Below are 15,055 nucleotides of genomic sequence, written 5' to 3'. Positions count from 1 at the left end.
ATATGTTATAACATAACAAAAGAGGTCATCATGAAATCGGGTATCCACCCTAACTACCGTACCGTACTGTTCCACGACACCAGTGAGAATGTGTTTTATAAAATCGGCTCTACAATCAACACTGACCGGACTTACGAATACGAGGGGGAAGTCTACCCATACGTTACCATCGACGTATCTTCCGCTTCTCACCCTTATTACACCGGTAAACAGAAAGAATACGCTAAAGAAGGGAGCGCAGCGCGCTTTCAGCAGCGTTTCGGCCGCTTTCTCAAATCGTAATAGGGGGAATTATCCATGCAGGTATTAAGTTCTCTTCGCAGTGCCAAAACTCGCCACAAAGACTGTATCGTGGTCAAACGGCGCGGGCGTGTCTATGTTATCTGTAAAACAAACCCACGCTTCAACGTAGTACAGGGTAGGAAAAAGAAAAAACGCTAATTATTATTAGCTAAAAACTTATCGGAAGGTGCGCATCGTCGCACCGTCCATCACATCAGACCACTTTTCCAATTTCTTTTAAAAACAAAAGGATAAAATAAGAGCGTTTTCACATCTTCAAAATCTTTACAAATAAAGACAAGCCAGAAAGAATAATTAACACAGTGATTCTTGCTAACGTCGAAAAAAATTAAATATACTTGCTTCAGTGGCCGATAAATATATCACGGCACACCGGAAGCAGCCTACACCGATGACAGCCATCGTCATAAAGATGGTTCGACCACATCATAACTGTTAGCTTTTTTGCTATAATGAATTCAGAATGATTGTTGACAGTGACGTTGCATCATTCTCCGGCATTCACCGTGTTACCCCTGTTCGTCTTAAGATTAAGGGACATTGAGGCATACTGAGGGGCATTCTATCTTCTGCACTTCATCACACCACCTGTCTGGCCAAGTGGTAGCCCTAAGTGACATTGAATCGTAGCTTACGGAGGGATAGAAATGGATGAGTACACACCTCAACATTATGATATTGCCCAACTCAGATTCTTGTGTGAAAATCTGCACGACGAAAGTATCGCAACATTAGGTGACAGCAGTCGTGGCTGGGTGAATGATCCGACCTCTGCGGTCAATCTTCAACTAAACGAACTTATCGAACACATTGCGGCATTTGTTGTTACCTACAAAATAAAATATCCGCATGAAGCGGCGCTGTGTGAGCGGGTTGAAAAATACCTGGACGATACTTATATTCTTTTCAGCAACTACGGTATAAATGATTCAGAGTTGCAGAAATGGAAAAAATCCAAGTCGCAATTATTCAGAATGTTCTCAGAAAAGAGCGTCTGTACGGTAGTAAAAACTTAAGCAATAATTTGTTTCATACTTAATTTAAATCCAGGAAAATTAACAAGGTCACTATGAAAAAAATCGACTATTTAATGCGTTTGCGTAAATGTACAACCATCGACACGCTTGAGCGTGTTATAGAAAAAAACAAGTACGAGCTTTCTAACGACGAACTTGAAATGTTCTATTCAGCTGCCGACCATCGTCTGGCTGAGCTAACGATGAATAAACTTTACGACAAAGTGCCAACTGCCGTATGGAAATATGTTCGATAAGCACGAAAAACAGCAGCTTAATACATGAATACACTGTGCCGATATGTTATCGGCCTTTGTTTTTTAGCGCCAGAAATCCACACCATTTGTAACAAAAAGTGTACATTTTGACTTAAGACTTTCCTTATTTATTATTCACCCCTTCTCCCACAATTAATTTAACCATCGTCTTATCAATTTTTATTTTTTTACCTAGATAGTTAAACATTCAATTTTTTTACTAATGGTTAAACGGCGGGGGAAAAGAAAATGGTGACAACATCAGGAAGGCGTAAAATGGTGGAGGCCCCGCCAGCTACATCCCGGCACACACGTCGCCTGCTGCGGCTGCTTCCTTCCGGACCTGACCGGGTCCGCAGGTTAGTGTTGCGGGAGAACCAACGGGGCCTCCATTGACAGCTCCGCAGTTGCGAAGCGGAGGGCATTATCGGTGATGGACTAAGCAATTGCAAGGAAACAGCGCTTAACCGCTGTTTTCTTACTCACCGCCAGCTTTTATACTCAATATTATGTATCACCTTACCCGTTCTAACACCTTCTGAGCCCGTCCATGACTATTGAATCGGATAATTTCCGCCAGCGTGTCATTCACGTTATCGCCGCGATTCCTTACGGATGTGTCGTTACTTATGGTGATGTCGCGCATCTTGCTGGCTCAGCACGTGCGGCCCGTCAGGTTGGCGGCATATTGCGTGGGCTGCCTGCAGGCAGCCAATTGCCCTGGTATCGGGTGATTAACCGAAAAGGTGAGATCTCGCTGACAGGCCCGGATTTTCAGCGCCAAAAATCAGCCCTTCAGGCTGAAGGCGTTATGCTGAATTCAGAAGGGAAGATCGATCTGGATAGATTTCGCTGGCGGTATATGCAAGACATTTAACAGACAACGCACCGCCAGCGAAAAATAACGTTAATTGAGATTAATACAACTGCGGTGACGAGCCAGAAGACTCATCAGGCGTTGTCGTTTCTGTGTTAGGTGTCAGAAACCCGGCGGGTTTCGCAGGAACAGGCACCGCCTGAACCGGTATCAGGTTCAGATCGGCATTATTCACACCATTCGTGACCACAGGCATGACATGCTCAGTAATCAGTGTGACCCGGTTATTTATTGCGACGGCAGCGCTAAGCAGAATACGCGCATCCGGCCGAATTTCTGATGGGTTATAGGGTAATACAAATCGGAACGGTGCCTGCTGACCTTCTGTACGGATTACGCGCTGGGAAATCACTTTTGAAGGCGCATCCGGGATCGTTGCATCAGAAACTGTCACCGTCAGTACTGAATCAGGCGGCAACGCGATTTTTTGGCGAATATTCACTGTGCCGGTAACAGCAGGCATGCCGCTAACAGGTTGAGAAAGCATCTGGGTCTGCCGCATTGCCGGTGCAGTTGTTTCAGGCGCAATATTATGGTTTTCAGGAGCAACGCTATGGTTGTTAACACACCCACTGAGCGCGATCGATACCGTAATACCGCTAAAGATATGCCATAATCTCATAGGCTAAGCCTCCTTAATTATTCTATTCAGGATGGCAGTCAGTTGACTGCATCCGTTAAGAAGTATGAACCAACCTGCATGACAATTATGGTGGAAAATTCCGATAGTTATGGCAACGCTCATGGCTATCCCAAACTCCACTGATTTGTTTTGATGGAATTAGGTTCCTTAGACGATGAATTGACGTGCGTAATCACATTACTCCAAAGGCAGAACTATGAGTCAGGCATTACAACAACTTCTCGACCTGCTAAATCTGGAAAAACTCGAAGAAGGCCTATTTCGCGGCCAAAGTCAGGATCTGGGATTACGCCAGGTATTTGGCGGTCAGGTGGTCGGCCAGGCGTTGTCCGCTGCCAAGCAGACCGTGCCGCCAGAGCGTTTCGTCCATTCGTTTCACAGTTACTTCTTACTCCCCGGTGACAGCCAGAAACCGATCATTTACGACGTAGAAACCCTACGGGATGGCAACAGTTTTAGCGCCAGACGCGTCAGCGCGATTCAGAACGGCCGTTCGATTTTTTACATGACGGCGTCTTTTCAGACTCGGGAGAGTGGTTTTGAACATCAAAGCGACATGCCACTCGTCACACCGCCAGAATCGCTTCCTTCAGAGCAGGACATTGCCCGTAGCATGGAGTCGTTGATTCCTCCTGCTATGCGGCAGGTGTTTACTAACGACCGGCCTATCGAAATTCGTCCGGTAAAATTCCACAATCCATTGAAAGGCGAGGCCGCGCCCCCGGTCAGGCAAGTGTGGTGTCGAGCCAACGGCACCATGCCGGATGACGAGCGGACTCACCAGTATCTGCTCGGTTATACCTCTGACTGCCACTTCCTGCTCACGGCACTACAGCCACATGGTGTCGGGTTCCTGGAACGGGGTATGCAAGTCGCGACGATTGACCACGCGATGTGGTTCCATCGGCCGTTCCGGCTTGATGACTGGCTGCTTTACACTGTCGAAAGCCCTTCAGCCTCCGGTGCTCGCGGATTTGTACGCGGCCAGTTCTACACCCGCGAAGGCGTGCTGGTCGCCTCCAGTGTGCAGGAAGGCGTCATCCGTCGGCATGGACAGTAATCCCCGCGATATTGAAAGATAAAAATGTTGAGCGATAAAAAAACCACCTTTTTCAAGGTGGTTTTTTGTTTGCCTCATAACGGTAGCCGGTATTTATCCGTTACCGATACTGAACACGAAAGATTACTGGTTGTACGCGTTTTCGCCGTGGCTGTTGACGTCCAAACCTTCGCGCTCTTGTTCTTCCGGTACACGCAGACCAACAGCAATATCCGCAATCTTGAAGGAAATGAACGCTGCAACGCCAGACCATACGATGGCAACAATCACGCTAAACAGCTGAACCCATACCTGATGCGCCATTGTCACGCCCTGCGCATAACCGACACCACCCAGTGATGACGCTGTAAACACACCCGTCAGCAAGCACCCAACGATACCGCAAACGCCATGCACACCGAACACATCACAAGGGTCGTCAACACGCAGCCATTTTTTCAGCACGGTCACGCCCCACAGGCCAGCAAAGCCACCGGCAAAACCAATCACCATGGAACCACCGACACCTACCGTACCAGCAGCGGGCGTAATGGCAACCAGACCGGCGATACAACCAGAGCAAGCACCCAACAGCGATGGTTTACCACGAGTAATCCATTCGCCTACAACCCAGGCCAGAATCGCTGCGGCGGTCGCCACCACCGTAGTCAGGAACGCCAGGCCAGCAATATTGTTAGCGGCAGCGGCAGAACCGGCGTTAAAGCCGAACCAGCCGATATACAGAATCGCAGTACCCAGGAAAACCATCGGCAGATTGTGTGGTTTGAACGCCTCTTTACCGAAACCAACGCGTTTGCCCAACAGCAATGCACCAACCAGACCCGCAACCGCCGCATTAATATGCACCACCGTACCGCCAGCGAAGTCCAGTGCACCATCGGCCGCCAGATAGCCGCCGCCCCAGACCATGTGGGTCATCGGCAGATAAGACAAGGTGAACCACAGTGTAGAGAAGATAAGTACCGCTGAGAAACGAATACGTTCACCCAGCGCGCCAAGCACCAGACCCACAGTAATACAGGCAAAAGACGCCTGATAAGCCACATGGATGAACTGGTAAAATGTACCGCTGATTGAGTTGATATCAATGCCGTTGAGCATGAAGTTAGTCAGGCCGCCGAAAAACGGGCTACCCGTGCTAAATGCCACGCTGTAACCATAAATCACCCACAGGATGCACACCAGGGCAAAAGCCACTGTTATCTGGGTCAGCATGGACAGTACGTTTTTGCTACGAATTAAACCACCGTAGAACAGCGCCAAACCAGGAATGGTCATGAACAGTACCAACGCGGTACAAATCATCATGAACGCATTGTCCGCTTTGTCTACTACAGGTGCTGGCGTATCCGCCATAACCCATGTCGGAAGCATGGCTGCCGCACCTAAACCTAACGACAAGGAAAGTTTCTTCATTTTTTCATTCATCCCTATTTAATAAGGCTAAATCAGGTAATTGTTATAATGCGGCTTCGTCAGTTTCGCCGGTACGGATACGGATGACGCGTTGCAGTTCTGCAACAAAGATTTTGCCGTCGCCGATCTTACCGGTGTAAGCAGCTTTGCTGATGACATCAATAACTTCATCCAGTTGGTCGTCAGCAATCGCGATGTCGATCTTCACTTTTGGTAAAAAGTTCACGCTGTATTCTGCGCCGCGATATAACTCGGCATGCCCTTTCTGACGCCCAAACCCTTTCACCTCAGTGACGGTGAGCCCCTGGATGCCTACAGAAGACAGTGCTTCACGAACGTCTTCCAGCTTGAACGGTTTAATGACTACAGTAACCAGTTTCATCCTCATCCCCCTAACTGTGTAAGTTCAGGCTTGTGCCCGTCACTCTCAATATGTCCACGTATCACTTAAAGCAAATCGTGTGCCATAACGACAGCACCCGCATAAAAGTGACGAAACGCGACGCTTTAAAGACAGAAAAGAAGAGGAGTGAATAAAGTATGGACAATGAACGGGAAAAACAGGAGCGCGCAACGCACAAAAATAGTGCATCACGCTTAATTTCAGTGCACGGCACTGCACAGTAAGGAAAGCTCTGCCAAATTATGGTGCGAAACGCTGCCCGATACTGGCAGTCATGGTGCCTGGGAGATCAGTTCCGCAGAATCATGTGGCTGTGAAAGGATCAGTTCTCTGCTCGCCTGCTGCAATTGATACATTTGGTAGTAGCGACCGTTTTTCGCCAACAACTGTTCATGCGTTCCCTGCTCCACCGTTTTACCGTGGTGCAGTACCAAAATGTTATCAGCCTCAACGATGGTTGACAGGCGATGTGCTATCACCACCAAGGTGGTGTGGGAGCGCACCAGCCGCAGCGCTCGCTGGATAGCCTGTTCCGTACCGGAGTCAATATTGGCGGTCGCTTCATCCAGAATCAGGATCCGGGGGGCCGCTACCAGTACCCTGGCCAGCGCCAGCAACTGTTTTTGCCCCACGGACAAGTTATTGCCCTGCTCGCCAATGCGACTATGAATGCCTTCTGGCATGTCTCGCACCAGCAGGGCCAGTTGCACCGCCTCCAGCGCCTGCCAGACCTTTTCCTCACTGATATCTCGCCCCAGCGTGACATTAGCGAACATGGAGTCAGCCAACACAACGGGGTCCTGTTGTACCATCGCCACATGTTGACGCAGCACCTGATGCGATAACCCCGACAATGGACGACCATCCAGACGGATTTCACCACTATCTGGAACGTAATACCCCATCAGCAGACTTGCCAGCGTACTCTTACCACTACCGGTATGCCCAACCAACGCGACAAATCCCCGATCCGGCACATGCAACTCAATGTGGTGCAATACCGGTTTATCTTTATGGTAAGAAAACGTCACCTGCTCAATATCGATACGGCCGCTTTCCAGTGCGCGAGTATCGTCACCGTACTGCTGTCGGGCACCATCCATCAGTTCAAAAATGCGCTCCCCGGCAACAACAGCCTGTTGCAGCATCGATTGCTGGGTGGTGAGTTCGATCAGAGGTTCATTCAATCGCCCCAGATAATTGATGAACGCATACAACACCCCGACGCCAATAGAACCGACCGCGCTGAATCCGAATTGCAGCAACAAGCCACACATCACCAATGCCGAAAACAGGCTTAATAGCGGGCGTAACAGAAACCCATCCAGCCTCAGCGTCTGCATCCGGGTGTTATAATGCGCCCAGCTTGCGTCACTCAGTTTTTTGCCGAATCTCATCTGTTGGCGAAACTGTTGAATGACGTTCATGCCGCTAATCGACTCGTTAAAGCCGTCATTAATATCCGCCAGATAGCTACGCATCCGGCGAACAATCGGTGTGCTGTAACGCTGGTAAATCACCATCACCATCGCAACCGCTGGAAAGATAGCAGTGGCTATCAGCGCCATACGCCAGTCCAGGCTAAACATGGCAATCAGCATCGCCCCAATCAATGCGGCGCTACGCAACACGCTGCCCACGACCATGACATACAGATCACGCACAACTTCGGTATCGTTGGTCACCCGAGAGATGAGTTGCCCTACCGGCTGGGTATCGAACACCGCCAACGGTTGACGCAGGGCTGCGTCCATGACATCCGTGCGCAACTGCTGCACGACGCCGACAGCTACCCGATTGAACATCAGCGCCTGAACGTAATGCAAAAAAGCAGCCATCCCTTGCAGCAACACATATCCCACCGCCAGGCCAGCCGCTATCACCAGCGGGAACTCGCCTTTGCTGACCAGGTGATCGATGAAGTAACTGACCAAAACCGGCCCGGCTACCTCAGCCCCCGCCGCAATCCATAATAACAACACGCCGGTTCCTACCGTTTTCTTCCACGGTAATCCGTAAGACAGCAACCGTTTTAACGTTGGCCATAATGCACGAGGATTATTCACTTGATTGCTCCTCACGGGGGGAATCATCCAATGCGGCTTCCAGTTGCTGATAACGGTACATATCGCGATACCATCCCGTCTGCTGTGATAGATGTGCGTGATCACCACGCTGCGCCACATGCCCTTGCTGCAACACCAGAATCTCATCGGCATCGACCAGCGCCGACAAGCGATGTGCACTGATAATCAGGGTTCGCTTCTGTCCCCACTGGCGCAAGTTACTTAAAATCTGATGTTCTGTACGTCCGTCTACCGCCGATAACGCATCATCCAACACCAGTACTTCGGCTTCCAGCAACAAGGCACGGGCAATAGCGATACGCTGTTTTTGACCGCCAGACAGCATCACGCCCCGCTCGCCCACCTCAGTCTGGTAACCCTGTGGCAGGCGAAGAATGTCGTCATGAACATTTGCCAGTCGCGCTGCCTCTTCTATTTGTTGTTGGGATGCCTCAGGACGCCCCAACGCGATGTTACTGGCGACAGAATCCGAAAACAGGAAAGGCGTCTGCCCAACCACCGCAAAACGCGCTCGCAACGCGTCCAACTGGAGGCGATGCAATGCCTGCCCATGGTAAGTAATCTGCCCCTGCCCGACATCGAAATAGCGCAATAGCAGTGCCAGCAACGTACTCTTGCCAGAACCCGTTGGCCCACAAAGCCCCAGTGTTTTGCCGGATGTCAATGTAAAACGGACATCGTTAAGCACCATTGCTGAGTGTTCTGGGTAGTGGAAGGCCGTAATCTCAGCCACCAGCGTTCCGGGTTCAGCGGGTAAGGGTTGAGTCCCATCCTCAACCACTGGCGCTTCGGACAAGAGCTGGCGAATGCGGCTATAAGCGGCACTGCCGCGCTCGACAATATTAAACATCCAGGCCAGCGCCAGCATCGGCCAAATCATCAACCCGAGATACATCACAAAGCTGGTCAATGACCCCAGAGTCAAAGAACCTTGTATCACCATCCAACTGCCGCCCCCGACCGCCAGCAAATTAGACAGGGCGACGGCAATATAAATCGTGGGGTCAAAACGCGCGTCTACCCGTGCGACTCGCATATTTTTCTGACCGGCGTCAGCAGCCACCCTGGCAAAACTGCCAGACTGGTGATCCTCCAGACCAAACGATTTGATCATGCGGATACTGGTGAGACTTTCCTGAGCATGGTCATTGAGTGAGGAAAACGCGGCCTGCGCGTCTTTGAAACGCAGGTGCAACTGGGTGCCATAACGTTTGATAATAATCGCCATCAATGGCATCGGTGCCAGTGCTATCAGCGTTAACTGCCAACTAAGCTGGGTGCTCATGACCACCAGCACCGCACAGCCCATGACCAGTGAATCCACCAGCGTCAACACGCCTTCGCCCGCAGCGAATACCACCCGATCCACGTCATTGGTCGCGCGGGCGATCAGGTCTCCGGTACGATGACGAAGATAAAAGGCGGGATGTTGGCGACTCAGTTGCCGGTAGAACGCTTCGCGCAGTTCAACAGCCAGTTGATAGGCCGCGCCAAACAACCAGATACGCCAGAAGTAACGCAGCAGATACGTTAATAAGGCAATCAACAGGATTCCACCAATCCACCACAACACGGAAGCCGTAGTCATTTGGTGCTGCGTTACGCCATCTACGATAATGCCAACCAGTCTGGGCGGCAGCAATTGCAGAACAGCAATCACAATCAACAGGATGACTGCCCCCAGATAGCGCTTCCATTCACGGCGGAAATACCATCCCAGTTGAACAAAAAGTCTCACGCGGTTTCAATCCATTAGCTGCATAGCAGAGTAGAATGCGGTAAACGGGCTATTATACATCAAGTGTATGGTGAATAAATTTTATACCTGAAGGGGCAAGGCGGTTGTCTGCTTTATGCATTCCATCGCGAAACTGGACGTGACATCAACCAGCCCCGGTATGCCATTGACCAGACGTTTATAAAATGCATCGTAACTTTTCATATCAGCGACCTGAACCTGCATCAAATAGTCGTATTCACCTGCCATACGGTAAAATGCCAACACTTCCGGCATCTCGGAGACAAACCGGGAAAACGTCTGATACCAGGCACTGTTATGCTGCTGGGTTTTCAACAACACAAATGCCGTCAGCCCCAGCCCCAGCTTTTCGTTATCCAGCAATGCAACCCGGGATTTGATATATCCGTCATCCTCCAGCCGCTTTAACCGCTTCCAGCACGGTGTCGAAGTCAGATTCACCGCTTCAGCCAGCGCCTGCAGTGAAAGGGTACAATCCTGCTGTAACAGCGACAGCAGCATACGATCGGTTTTATCCATCATCGCGTCATAAAAGAGAAAAATTTTCTCTCATTAGCGCTTTTCGAAAACAAAAAGGCAACCTTTTTTTCTGCAAAACCCGATACGCTACATCGTATGCCACCCAAGGCTGATACACGCCCGTTAAGGTGGTGGGACATTCCATGAAACATCATTTTCTTTCAGCAGGATAACATCACATGACCACCACCTGGGTACGCGACGCCGTTAGCGCGATTGAGGCAGACTTTCAACGTTCGGCAGATACTCACCTGATTCGCCTTACTCTGCCGGATTACCCCGGTATTTATTTTTATCTCAAAGACGAGAGCACCCACCCAAGCGGCAGCCTCAAACATCGCCTTGCACGCTCCCTGTTTCTGTACGGCCTGTGCAACGGCTGGATCAAAGAAGGCACGCCGATCATTGAAGCCTCATCCGGCAGTACCGCTGTGTCAGAAGCCTATTTCGCCCGCCTGCTGGGATTACCGTTTATTGCTGTGATGCCATCCTGCACCGCCAAACGAAAAATCGAACAAATCGCGTTCTACGGCGGTAACTGCCATTTTGTCGAACAATCCTGTCAGATCTATGCCGCCTCCGAAGAGCTGGCCAAAGAGCTGCACGGCCACTATATGGATCAATTCACCTATGCTGAACGGGCCACGGACTGGCGCGGTAATAACAATATTGCGGACAGCATCTATCGGCAAATGGCGCGTGAACCGTTTCCTGTCCCTGACTATCTGGTCATGAGCGCCGGTACTGGCGGTACTTCTGCTACGCTTGGGCGCTATATCCATTACAAAGGGTTGGATACGCAGTTGGTGGTGGTAGACCCGGAAAACTCGGTATTCTATGACTGCTATCACCAGCAGGACCGGACTCTCATCGGAGCATCCAGCAGCCGTATTGAAGGGATTGGTCGCCCGCGTGCCGAACCCTCGTTTATTCCCGGCGTAATCGACGATATGGTGAAAGTACCTGATGCCGCCAGCATCGCCACCTTGTACTGGCTGGAGAAAATTCTGGGACGTAAAGTCGGCCCGTCTACCGGAACCAATGTATGGGGTATGTTGCAATTGGCAGGGAAAATGGTGGCTGAAGGACGCCGCGGTGCGATCGTTACCTTGCTGTGCGATAGCGGTGAGCGTTATCTCGATACCTATTACCATCCAGATTGGGTAAAAAATCATATCGGTGATGTCACGCCCTACTTGCAGCAACTGACCGAAGGACATCCCTTTTCCTGATGGTATTCTGGTCGGCCACGCTCCCCTCGCACTGAACTGCATCGGGATTTCAAGTACTATAACCACCAGAACAAGTACAGTATCCGCCAGAATAAGTTTGGCGGATTGCGGCCGACTGGTAGCACCCATGCATGAGGGAAGAGAAGAATGACAAGTGCAGTTGTAGTTTTTAGTGGTGGTCAGGACTCTACCACCTGCCTGATACAGGCATTGCAGCAGTACGATGAAGTCCACTGCGTCACATTTGACTACGGGCAGCGCCACCGTGCTGAAATCGATGTTGCTGCCGAGCTGGCTCACACACTGGGAGCCAGAGCGCATAAGGTACTGAACGTCAATCTGCTCAACGAACTGGCTGTGAGTAGCCTCACGCGTGACAATATTCCTGTACCCGAGTTTGATGCCACGGTCGATGGCTTGCCAAGTACCTTTGTTCCTGGCCGAAATATCCTCTTTTTGACATTGGCCTCGATCTACGCCTATCAGGTGGGGGCCGAGACTGTTATTACCGGTGTCTGCGAAACCGATTTTTCTGGTTATCCAGACTGCCGGGACGAATTCGTTAAGGCCTTGAACCAGGCAGTAGCCCTGGGTTTGGCCAAAGACATTCGTTTTATCACCCCGCTGATGTGGCTCAACAAAGCAGAAACCTGGGCACTGGCAGACTACTATCAACAGCTTGATACCGTGCAAAACCATACGCTCACCTGCTACAACGGCATTAAAGGAACAGGATGCGGGCAATGCGCGGCGTGTCACCTGAGAGCAAAAGGGCTGGCTGAATACCGCCAGAATCCATCCGTGGTCATGGCCGCCATGAAGAAAAAAACCGGGCTGAAATAACCCTGTCAGGTACCAGACAAGAGAATGCTTGTCTGGTACTGGCTTTTCACATTGACGTTTACCCTCGTACTGAAACCGTTCCCTTAACAACACGTTCTGACGATAAACGTACTTACAGACGCAAACGTGACTGATTACGTTCGATTAGCGCACTGCCAATCCCCGGTACTTCCTGCAGTTGCTCAATTTGGGTGAATGGCCCGTTTTGCTCACGATAAGAAACTATCGCCTGTGCTTTTTTCAGTCCCACCCCATTAAGCGCCGCAGCCAGTTGTTCCGCTGTCGCCTTGTTAATACTTACTTCTTCTTCATCGGTTGCCACCGATGGCTTAGCCGCTTTTTCAGGTTTATGTTCCGACGAGGTAGGTTTTGCTGCGCTCACGCCAGTTTTTTCCAGTGAAGCTGTTGTGGGAGAGGCATGAAGCCACGTTGACATCCCCGCAAGGCTCAACCCCACCATAAAACATAACGCTTTGATTCCTGAGTTTTTCATGCTGTTTCCTCCTTGTGTTTGACAGCACGGCTACAATGCCCGAGCGCTCAATACACGGCAAACAGCAAACTAAAAATGTGGAAAAGGCCGCGAAAGCGGCCTTTGAATGTTGCAGTGAGTTGCAAAACGCTGCGGGGGTTATTGCACTTCTTGTGCCGCGTTACCGAGCTTAATTTTCGCCTGACTGCGCAGACTCGTCAGCAGGGTATCGAACAGTGCACCCACCGAGCTCTGCTCTATCTGGTTACCGAACTGTTTCTTCTGATCGTCCGATAAAGCGTGCGGTTTCACCGCATCCAACGCGACCAGTACGATATTGCCTGCCTGATCCTGCGCGACAGCGTAAGACGGTTTATCTTTCTTCGGCTGTGGCATCGCAAACACCGTCTCTGACAGCGCATCCGTCTGGCCGATCGAAGATATCACTTTCGCTGCGCTAAAACTCAGACCAGCGGCAGTCATGCTATCGGTTTTCCCCTGATTGAGATCAGCAAGAATCTTTTCTGCGTCAACTCTGGCCTGTTGTTCCGCTTTCTGGCGCTTGAGCGACTGTACGACCTGATCGCGCACCTTATCCAACGGCTGGGTTGCTTCCGGTTTGTGGTCAGTCACACGCAATACGAACGCACGATCGCCTTCGACACTGATCACATCGGAATTGTTACCCGGGGTGCCATTCTCACCCACCAGAGAACCACCCAAAATCGCCTGAGTAACCGGCTGGAAATTCAATGCGGCAGGTACGTTGTCACGCGTAAACCAGTCGGTCTGAACGGCTTTGACATTGGCGACTTTCTCAGCAGAAACCAGCGACTCATTATCGTTGCTGGCCGCTTCACTCACCTTCTGCTGCAAAGCGTAAAACGCATCCAGTGATTTCTCACGTTTTACCTTTTCAGCCAAATCAGCACGTACTTCATCCAACGCTTTGACGCGCTGCGCCTGAATATCGTCCAAGCGGATAATCAGATAGCCCACGGAAGATTTGATAACATCAGAAAGTTGGCCTTTCTGCTTCAGACCTGCTTGTTTGATTTCATCGACCGTGGAGCCATCGTCCATCCAGCCTAAATCGCCACCGTTACGACGCGAAACAATGTCGGTGGATTTTTCTTTAGCCAACGCTGCAAAATCAGCGCCTTTCTTCAACTGGTCGAGCACGACCTTAGCATCTGCTTCGGTTTTCAGCTGAATAACGCTGTACTTTTTGCGTTCCGGCTGCGTGAACTCGCCCTTATGTTGTTCGTAATAAGCCGCGATATCATTGTTATCTACCTTGGTTTTATCCATGATAGACGCTGCATCCAGCATGATATAGCTGACTTTGAACTGCTCAGGTGCCAGATAACGGCTCTTGTTCTGATCGTAGAAATTTTTCACTTCGTCATCAGAGACAGTCTGACTCCTGGCACGAACGCCAAGATCAAGGGTCGCCGTACGAATGGTGCGATCCTGCGCAGCCATCGCCACCAGGTTATCAAGCTCCTGCTGCAATACGAAATCCGTACTGCCTAACCCACGAATCAACTGCTGAGTCAGCAATTGTTTACGCAGGAATTGCGCATAGGCGTCTGGCGTCAGCCCCATCTGACGCACCTGCGCCAGGTATTTGTCGTTATCAAAACGGTTATTGGTCTGAAACTCAGGCACGGAGAAAATCGCCTGTTTGATTTGCTCGTCGCTGATATTCAGCCCCAGGGTATGAGCGTACTGCACCACCAGCGTTTCATCGATTAGCTGCGACAGCACCTGTTTGCGCAACTGCTGCATATACCCTTCGTTAGCGGCCAGGGCAGAGAAATTATCTCCCAGCATTTCCTGCTGACGATTGCGCTCATTCTGTACCCCTTGCTCAAGCTGAGAACGGGTAATCTCTTGTCCATTCACCTTGGCCGCGTAATCACCTGAACCACGTATCAGGTAATCTCCCACACCGGTCAACACGAATGAACCAATAATCAAGGCAAGAATAACTTTCAGCACGACGTTGTTAGCGGCCGCGCGTAAATTGTCCATCATAATGTGACAACACTCCGCTGTAGAATGGATAACACTTCCCCTGCGCAGGCCGTAGCCATGCCTCCCTGCTATCGCTATAGCCACACTCGGCCAGGGCGCATTCAAGTATTTGCCGGATAACAGTAATC

16 protein-coding genes and 1 other RNA gene are annotated in these 15,055 nt (G+C 50.5%); 8 read left to right on the top strand and 9 right to left on the bottom strand.

What is annotated here, in order from left to right:
- The first annotated feature begins 30 nt into the window (after positions 1-30).
- From DD586_RS05250 to DD586_RS05240, 4 genes are all read left to right on the top strand, one after another.
- The gene (locus DD586_RS05250; RefSeq protein ID WP_012883776.1) at positions 31-282 is read left to right on the top strand and encodes a type B 50S ribosomal protein L31; all 252 of its coding nucleotides are present in this window, start codon (positions 31-33) and stop codon (positions 280-282) included.
- Positions 283-297: 15 nt separating this feature from the next.
- On the top strand, positions 298-441 hold the full coding sequence (gene ykgO, locus DD586_RS21235) for a type B 50S ribosomal protein L36 (RefSeq protein ID WP_012883775.1): 144 nt from the start codon (positions 298-300) through the stop codon (positions 439-441).
- Positions 442-950: 509 nt separating this feature from the next.
- A complete protein-coding gene (gene tomB / locus DD586_RS05245) occupies positions 951-1,319 on the top strand; it encodes an Hha toxicity modulator TomB (protein WP_012883774.1) in 369 nt (122 codons plus the stop codon).
- Between the two features lie 53 nt (positions 1,320-1,372).
- Complete coding sequence (locus tag DD586_RS05240; protein ID WP_009114000.1) at positions 1,373-1,576, top strand: HHA domain-containing protein; 204 nt, start codon at positions 1,373-1,375, stop codon at positions 1,574-1,576.
- 286 nt (positions 1,577-1,862) lie between these two features.
- Here the strand turns inward: DD586_RS05240 and ffs are convergent.
- Positions 1,863-1,959: signal recognition particle sRNA small type (gene ffs / locus DD586_RS21230), an RNA gene on the bottom strand.
- 167 nt (positions 1,960-2,126) lie between these two features.
- On the opposite strand from ffs, the gene DD586_RS05235 reads away from it, so the two are divergent.
- On the top strand, positions 2,127-2,453 hold the full coding sequence (locus DD586_RS05235) for an MGMT family protein (protein ID WP_012883773.1): 327 nt from the start codon (positions 2,127-2,129) through the stop codon (positions 2,451-2,453).
- 40 nt (positions 2,454-2,493) lie between these two features.
- Here DD586_RS05235 and DD586_RS05230 read toward each other — a convergent pair whose 3' ends face one another.
- Entirely contained in the window at positions 2,494-3,075 is a 582-nt protein-coding gene (locus DD586_RS05230) for a YbaY family lipoprotein (protein WP_012883772.1), read from the bottom strand.
- A 217-nt stretch (positions 3,076-3,292) separates the two neighbouring features.
- On the opposite strand from DD586_RS05230, the gene tesB reads away from it, so the two are divergent.
- Entirely contained in the window at positions 3,293-4,156 is an 864-nt protein-coding gene (tesB, locus tag DD586_RS05225; protein WP_012883771.1) for an acyl-CoA thioesterase II, read from the top strand.
- A 123-nt stretch (positions 4,157-4,279) separates the two neighbouring features.
- Here the strand turns inward: tesB and amtB are convergent, their stop codons facing one another.
- The 5 genes from amtB to DD586_RS05200 form a co-directional block, all read right to left on the bottom strand.
- On the bottom strand, positions 4,280-5,572 hold the full coding sequence (gene amtB / locus DD586_RS05220; protein WP_012883770.1) for an ammonium transporter AmtB: 1,293 nt from the start codon (positions 5,570-5,572) through the stop codon (positions 4,280-4,282).
- A gap of 43 nt (positions 5,573-5,615) precedes the next feature.
- The gene (gene glnK / locus DD586_RS05215) at positions 5,616-5,954 is read right to left on the bottom strand and encodes a P-II family nitrogen regulator (protein WP_002208627.1); all 339 of its coding nucleotides are present in this window, start codon (positions 5,952-5,954) and stop codon (positions 5,616-5,618) included.
- Between the two features lie 293 nt (positions 5,955-6,247).
- Positions 6,248-8,041, bottom strand: coding sequence for a SmdB family multidrug efflux ABC transporter permease/ATP-binding protein (locus DD586_RS05210; protein ID WP_012883769.1), 1,794 nt, complete (start codon positions 8,039-8,041; stop codon positions 6,248-6,250).
- Positions 8,034-9,800: a SmdA family multidrug ABC transporter permease/ATP-binding protein gene (locus DD586_RS05205; protein ID WP_012883768.1), complete on the bottom strand. Its 1,767-nt coding sequence runs from the start codon at positions 9,798-9,800 to the stop codon at positions 8,034-8,036. The genes DD586_RS05210 and DD586_RS05205 overlap by 8 nt, the downstream gene beginning before the upstream one ends.
- Positions 9,801-9,881: 81 nt before the next feature.
- Positions 9,882-10,343, bottom strand: a complete 462-nt coding sequence (locus tag DD586_RS05200) for an Lrp/AsnC family transcriptional regulator (RefSeq protein WP_012883767.1) — start codon at positions 10,341-10,343, stop codon at positions 9,882-9,884.
- A 176-nt stretch (positions 10,344-10,519) separates the two neighbouring features.
- On the opposite strand from DD586_RS05200, the gene DD586_RS05195 reads away from it, so the two are divergent.
- Positions 10,520-11,572: a PLP-dependent cysteine synthase family protein gene (locus DD586_RS05195; RefSeq protein WP_012883766.1), complete on the top strand. Its 1,053-nt coding sequence runs from the start codon at positions 10,520-10,522 to the stop codon at positions 11,570-11,572.
- A 147-nt stretch (positions 11,573-11,719) separates the two neighbouring features.
- On the top strand, positions 11,720-12,415 hold the full coding sequence (gene queC, locus DD586_RS05190; RefSeq protein WP_012883765.1) for a 7-cyano-7-deazaguanine synthase QueC: 696 nt from the start codon (positions 11,720-11,722) through the stop codon (positions 12,413-12,415).
- 112 nt (positions 12,416-12,527) lie between these two features.
- Here queC and DD586_RS05185 read toward each other — a convergent pair whose 3' ends face one another.
- Positions 12,528-12,908 (bottom strand): ComEA family DNA-binding protein, encoded by a 381-nt coding sequence (locus DD586_RS05185; protein WP_012883764.1) that lies wholly within the window; start codon positions 12,906-12,908, stop codon positions 12,528-12,530.
- 138 nt (positions 12,909-13,046) lie between these two features.
- Positions 13,047-14,927 (bottom strand): peptidylprolyl isomerase, encoded by a 1,881-nt coding sequence (ppiD, locus tag DD586_RS05180; protein ID WP_012883763.1) that lies wholly within the window; start codon positions 14,925-14,927, stop codon positions 13,047-13,049.
- Positions 14,928-15,055 lie beyond the last annotated feature (128 nt).

This window comes from Dickeya parazeae Ech586, from assembly GCF_000025065.1.
GTDB lineage: Bacteria > Pseudomonadota > Gammaproteobacteria > Enterobacterales > Enterobacteriaceae > Dickeya > Dickeya zeae.
Note: the sequence above shows the minus strand (reverse complement) of the source record. Positions and strands in the feature narration are given on the sequence as shown.

Excerpts from the sequence above, each read along its gene's own strand:
- DD586_RS05230 (WP_012883772.1), bottom strand. The coding sequence starts at position 3,075 with ATGAGATTATGGCATATCTTTAGCGGTATTACGGTATCGATCGCGCTC.
- DD586_RS05235 (WP_012883773.1), top strand. The coding sequence starts at position 2,127 with ATGACTATTGAATCGGATAATTTCCGCCAGCGTGTCATTCACGTTATC.
- amtB (WP_012883770.1), bottom strand. The coding sequence starts at position 5,572 with ATGAAGAAACTTTCCTTGTCGTTAGGTTTAGGTGCGGCAGCCATGCTT.
- DD586_RS05200 (WP_012883767.1), bottom strand. The coding sequence starts at position 10,343 with ATGATGGATAAAACCGATCGTATGCTGCTGTCGCTGTTACAGCAGGAT.
- DD586_RS05185 (WP_012883764.1), bottom strand. The coding sequence starts at position 12,908 with ATGAAAAACTCAGGAATCAAAGCGTTATGTTTTATGGTGGGGTTGAGC.
- glnK (WP_002208627.1), bottom strand. The coding sequence starts at position 5,954 with ATGAAACTGGTTACTGTAGTCATTAAACCGTTCAAGCTGGAAGACGTT.
- DD586_RS05195 (WP_012883766.1), top strand. The coding sequence starts at position 10,520 with ATGACCACCACCTGGGTACGCGACGCCGTTAGCGCGATTGAGGCAGAC.
- DD586_RS05250 (WP_012883776.1), top strand. The coding sequence starts at position 31 with ATGAAATCGGGTATCCACCCTAACTACCGTACCGTACTGTTCCACGAC.
- ppiD (WP_012883763.1), bottom strand. The coding sequence starts at position 14,927 with ATGATGGACAATTTACGCGCGGCCGCTAACAACGTCGTGCTGAAAGTT.
- tomB (WP_012883774.1), top strand. The coding sequence starts at position 951 with ATGGATGAGTACACACCTCAACATTATGATATTGCCCAACTCAGATTC.
- queC (WP_012883765.1), top strand. The coding sequence starts at position 11,720 with ATGACAAGTGCAGTTGTAGTTTTTAGTGGTGGTCAGGACTCTACCACC.
- tesB (WP_012883771.1), top strand. The coding sequence starts at position 3,293 with ATGAGTCAGGCATTACAACAACTTCTCGACCTGCTAAATCTGGAAAAA.
- ykgO (WP_012883775.1), top strand. The coding sequence starts at position 298 with ATGCAGGTATTAAGTTCTCTTCGCAGTGCCAAAACTCGCCACAAAGAC.
- DD586_RS05240 (WP_009114000.1), top strand. The coding sequence starts at position 1,373 with ATGAAAAAAATCGACTATTTAATGCGTTTGCGTAAATGTACAACCATC.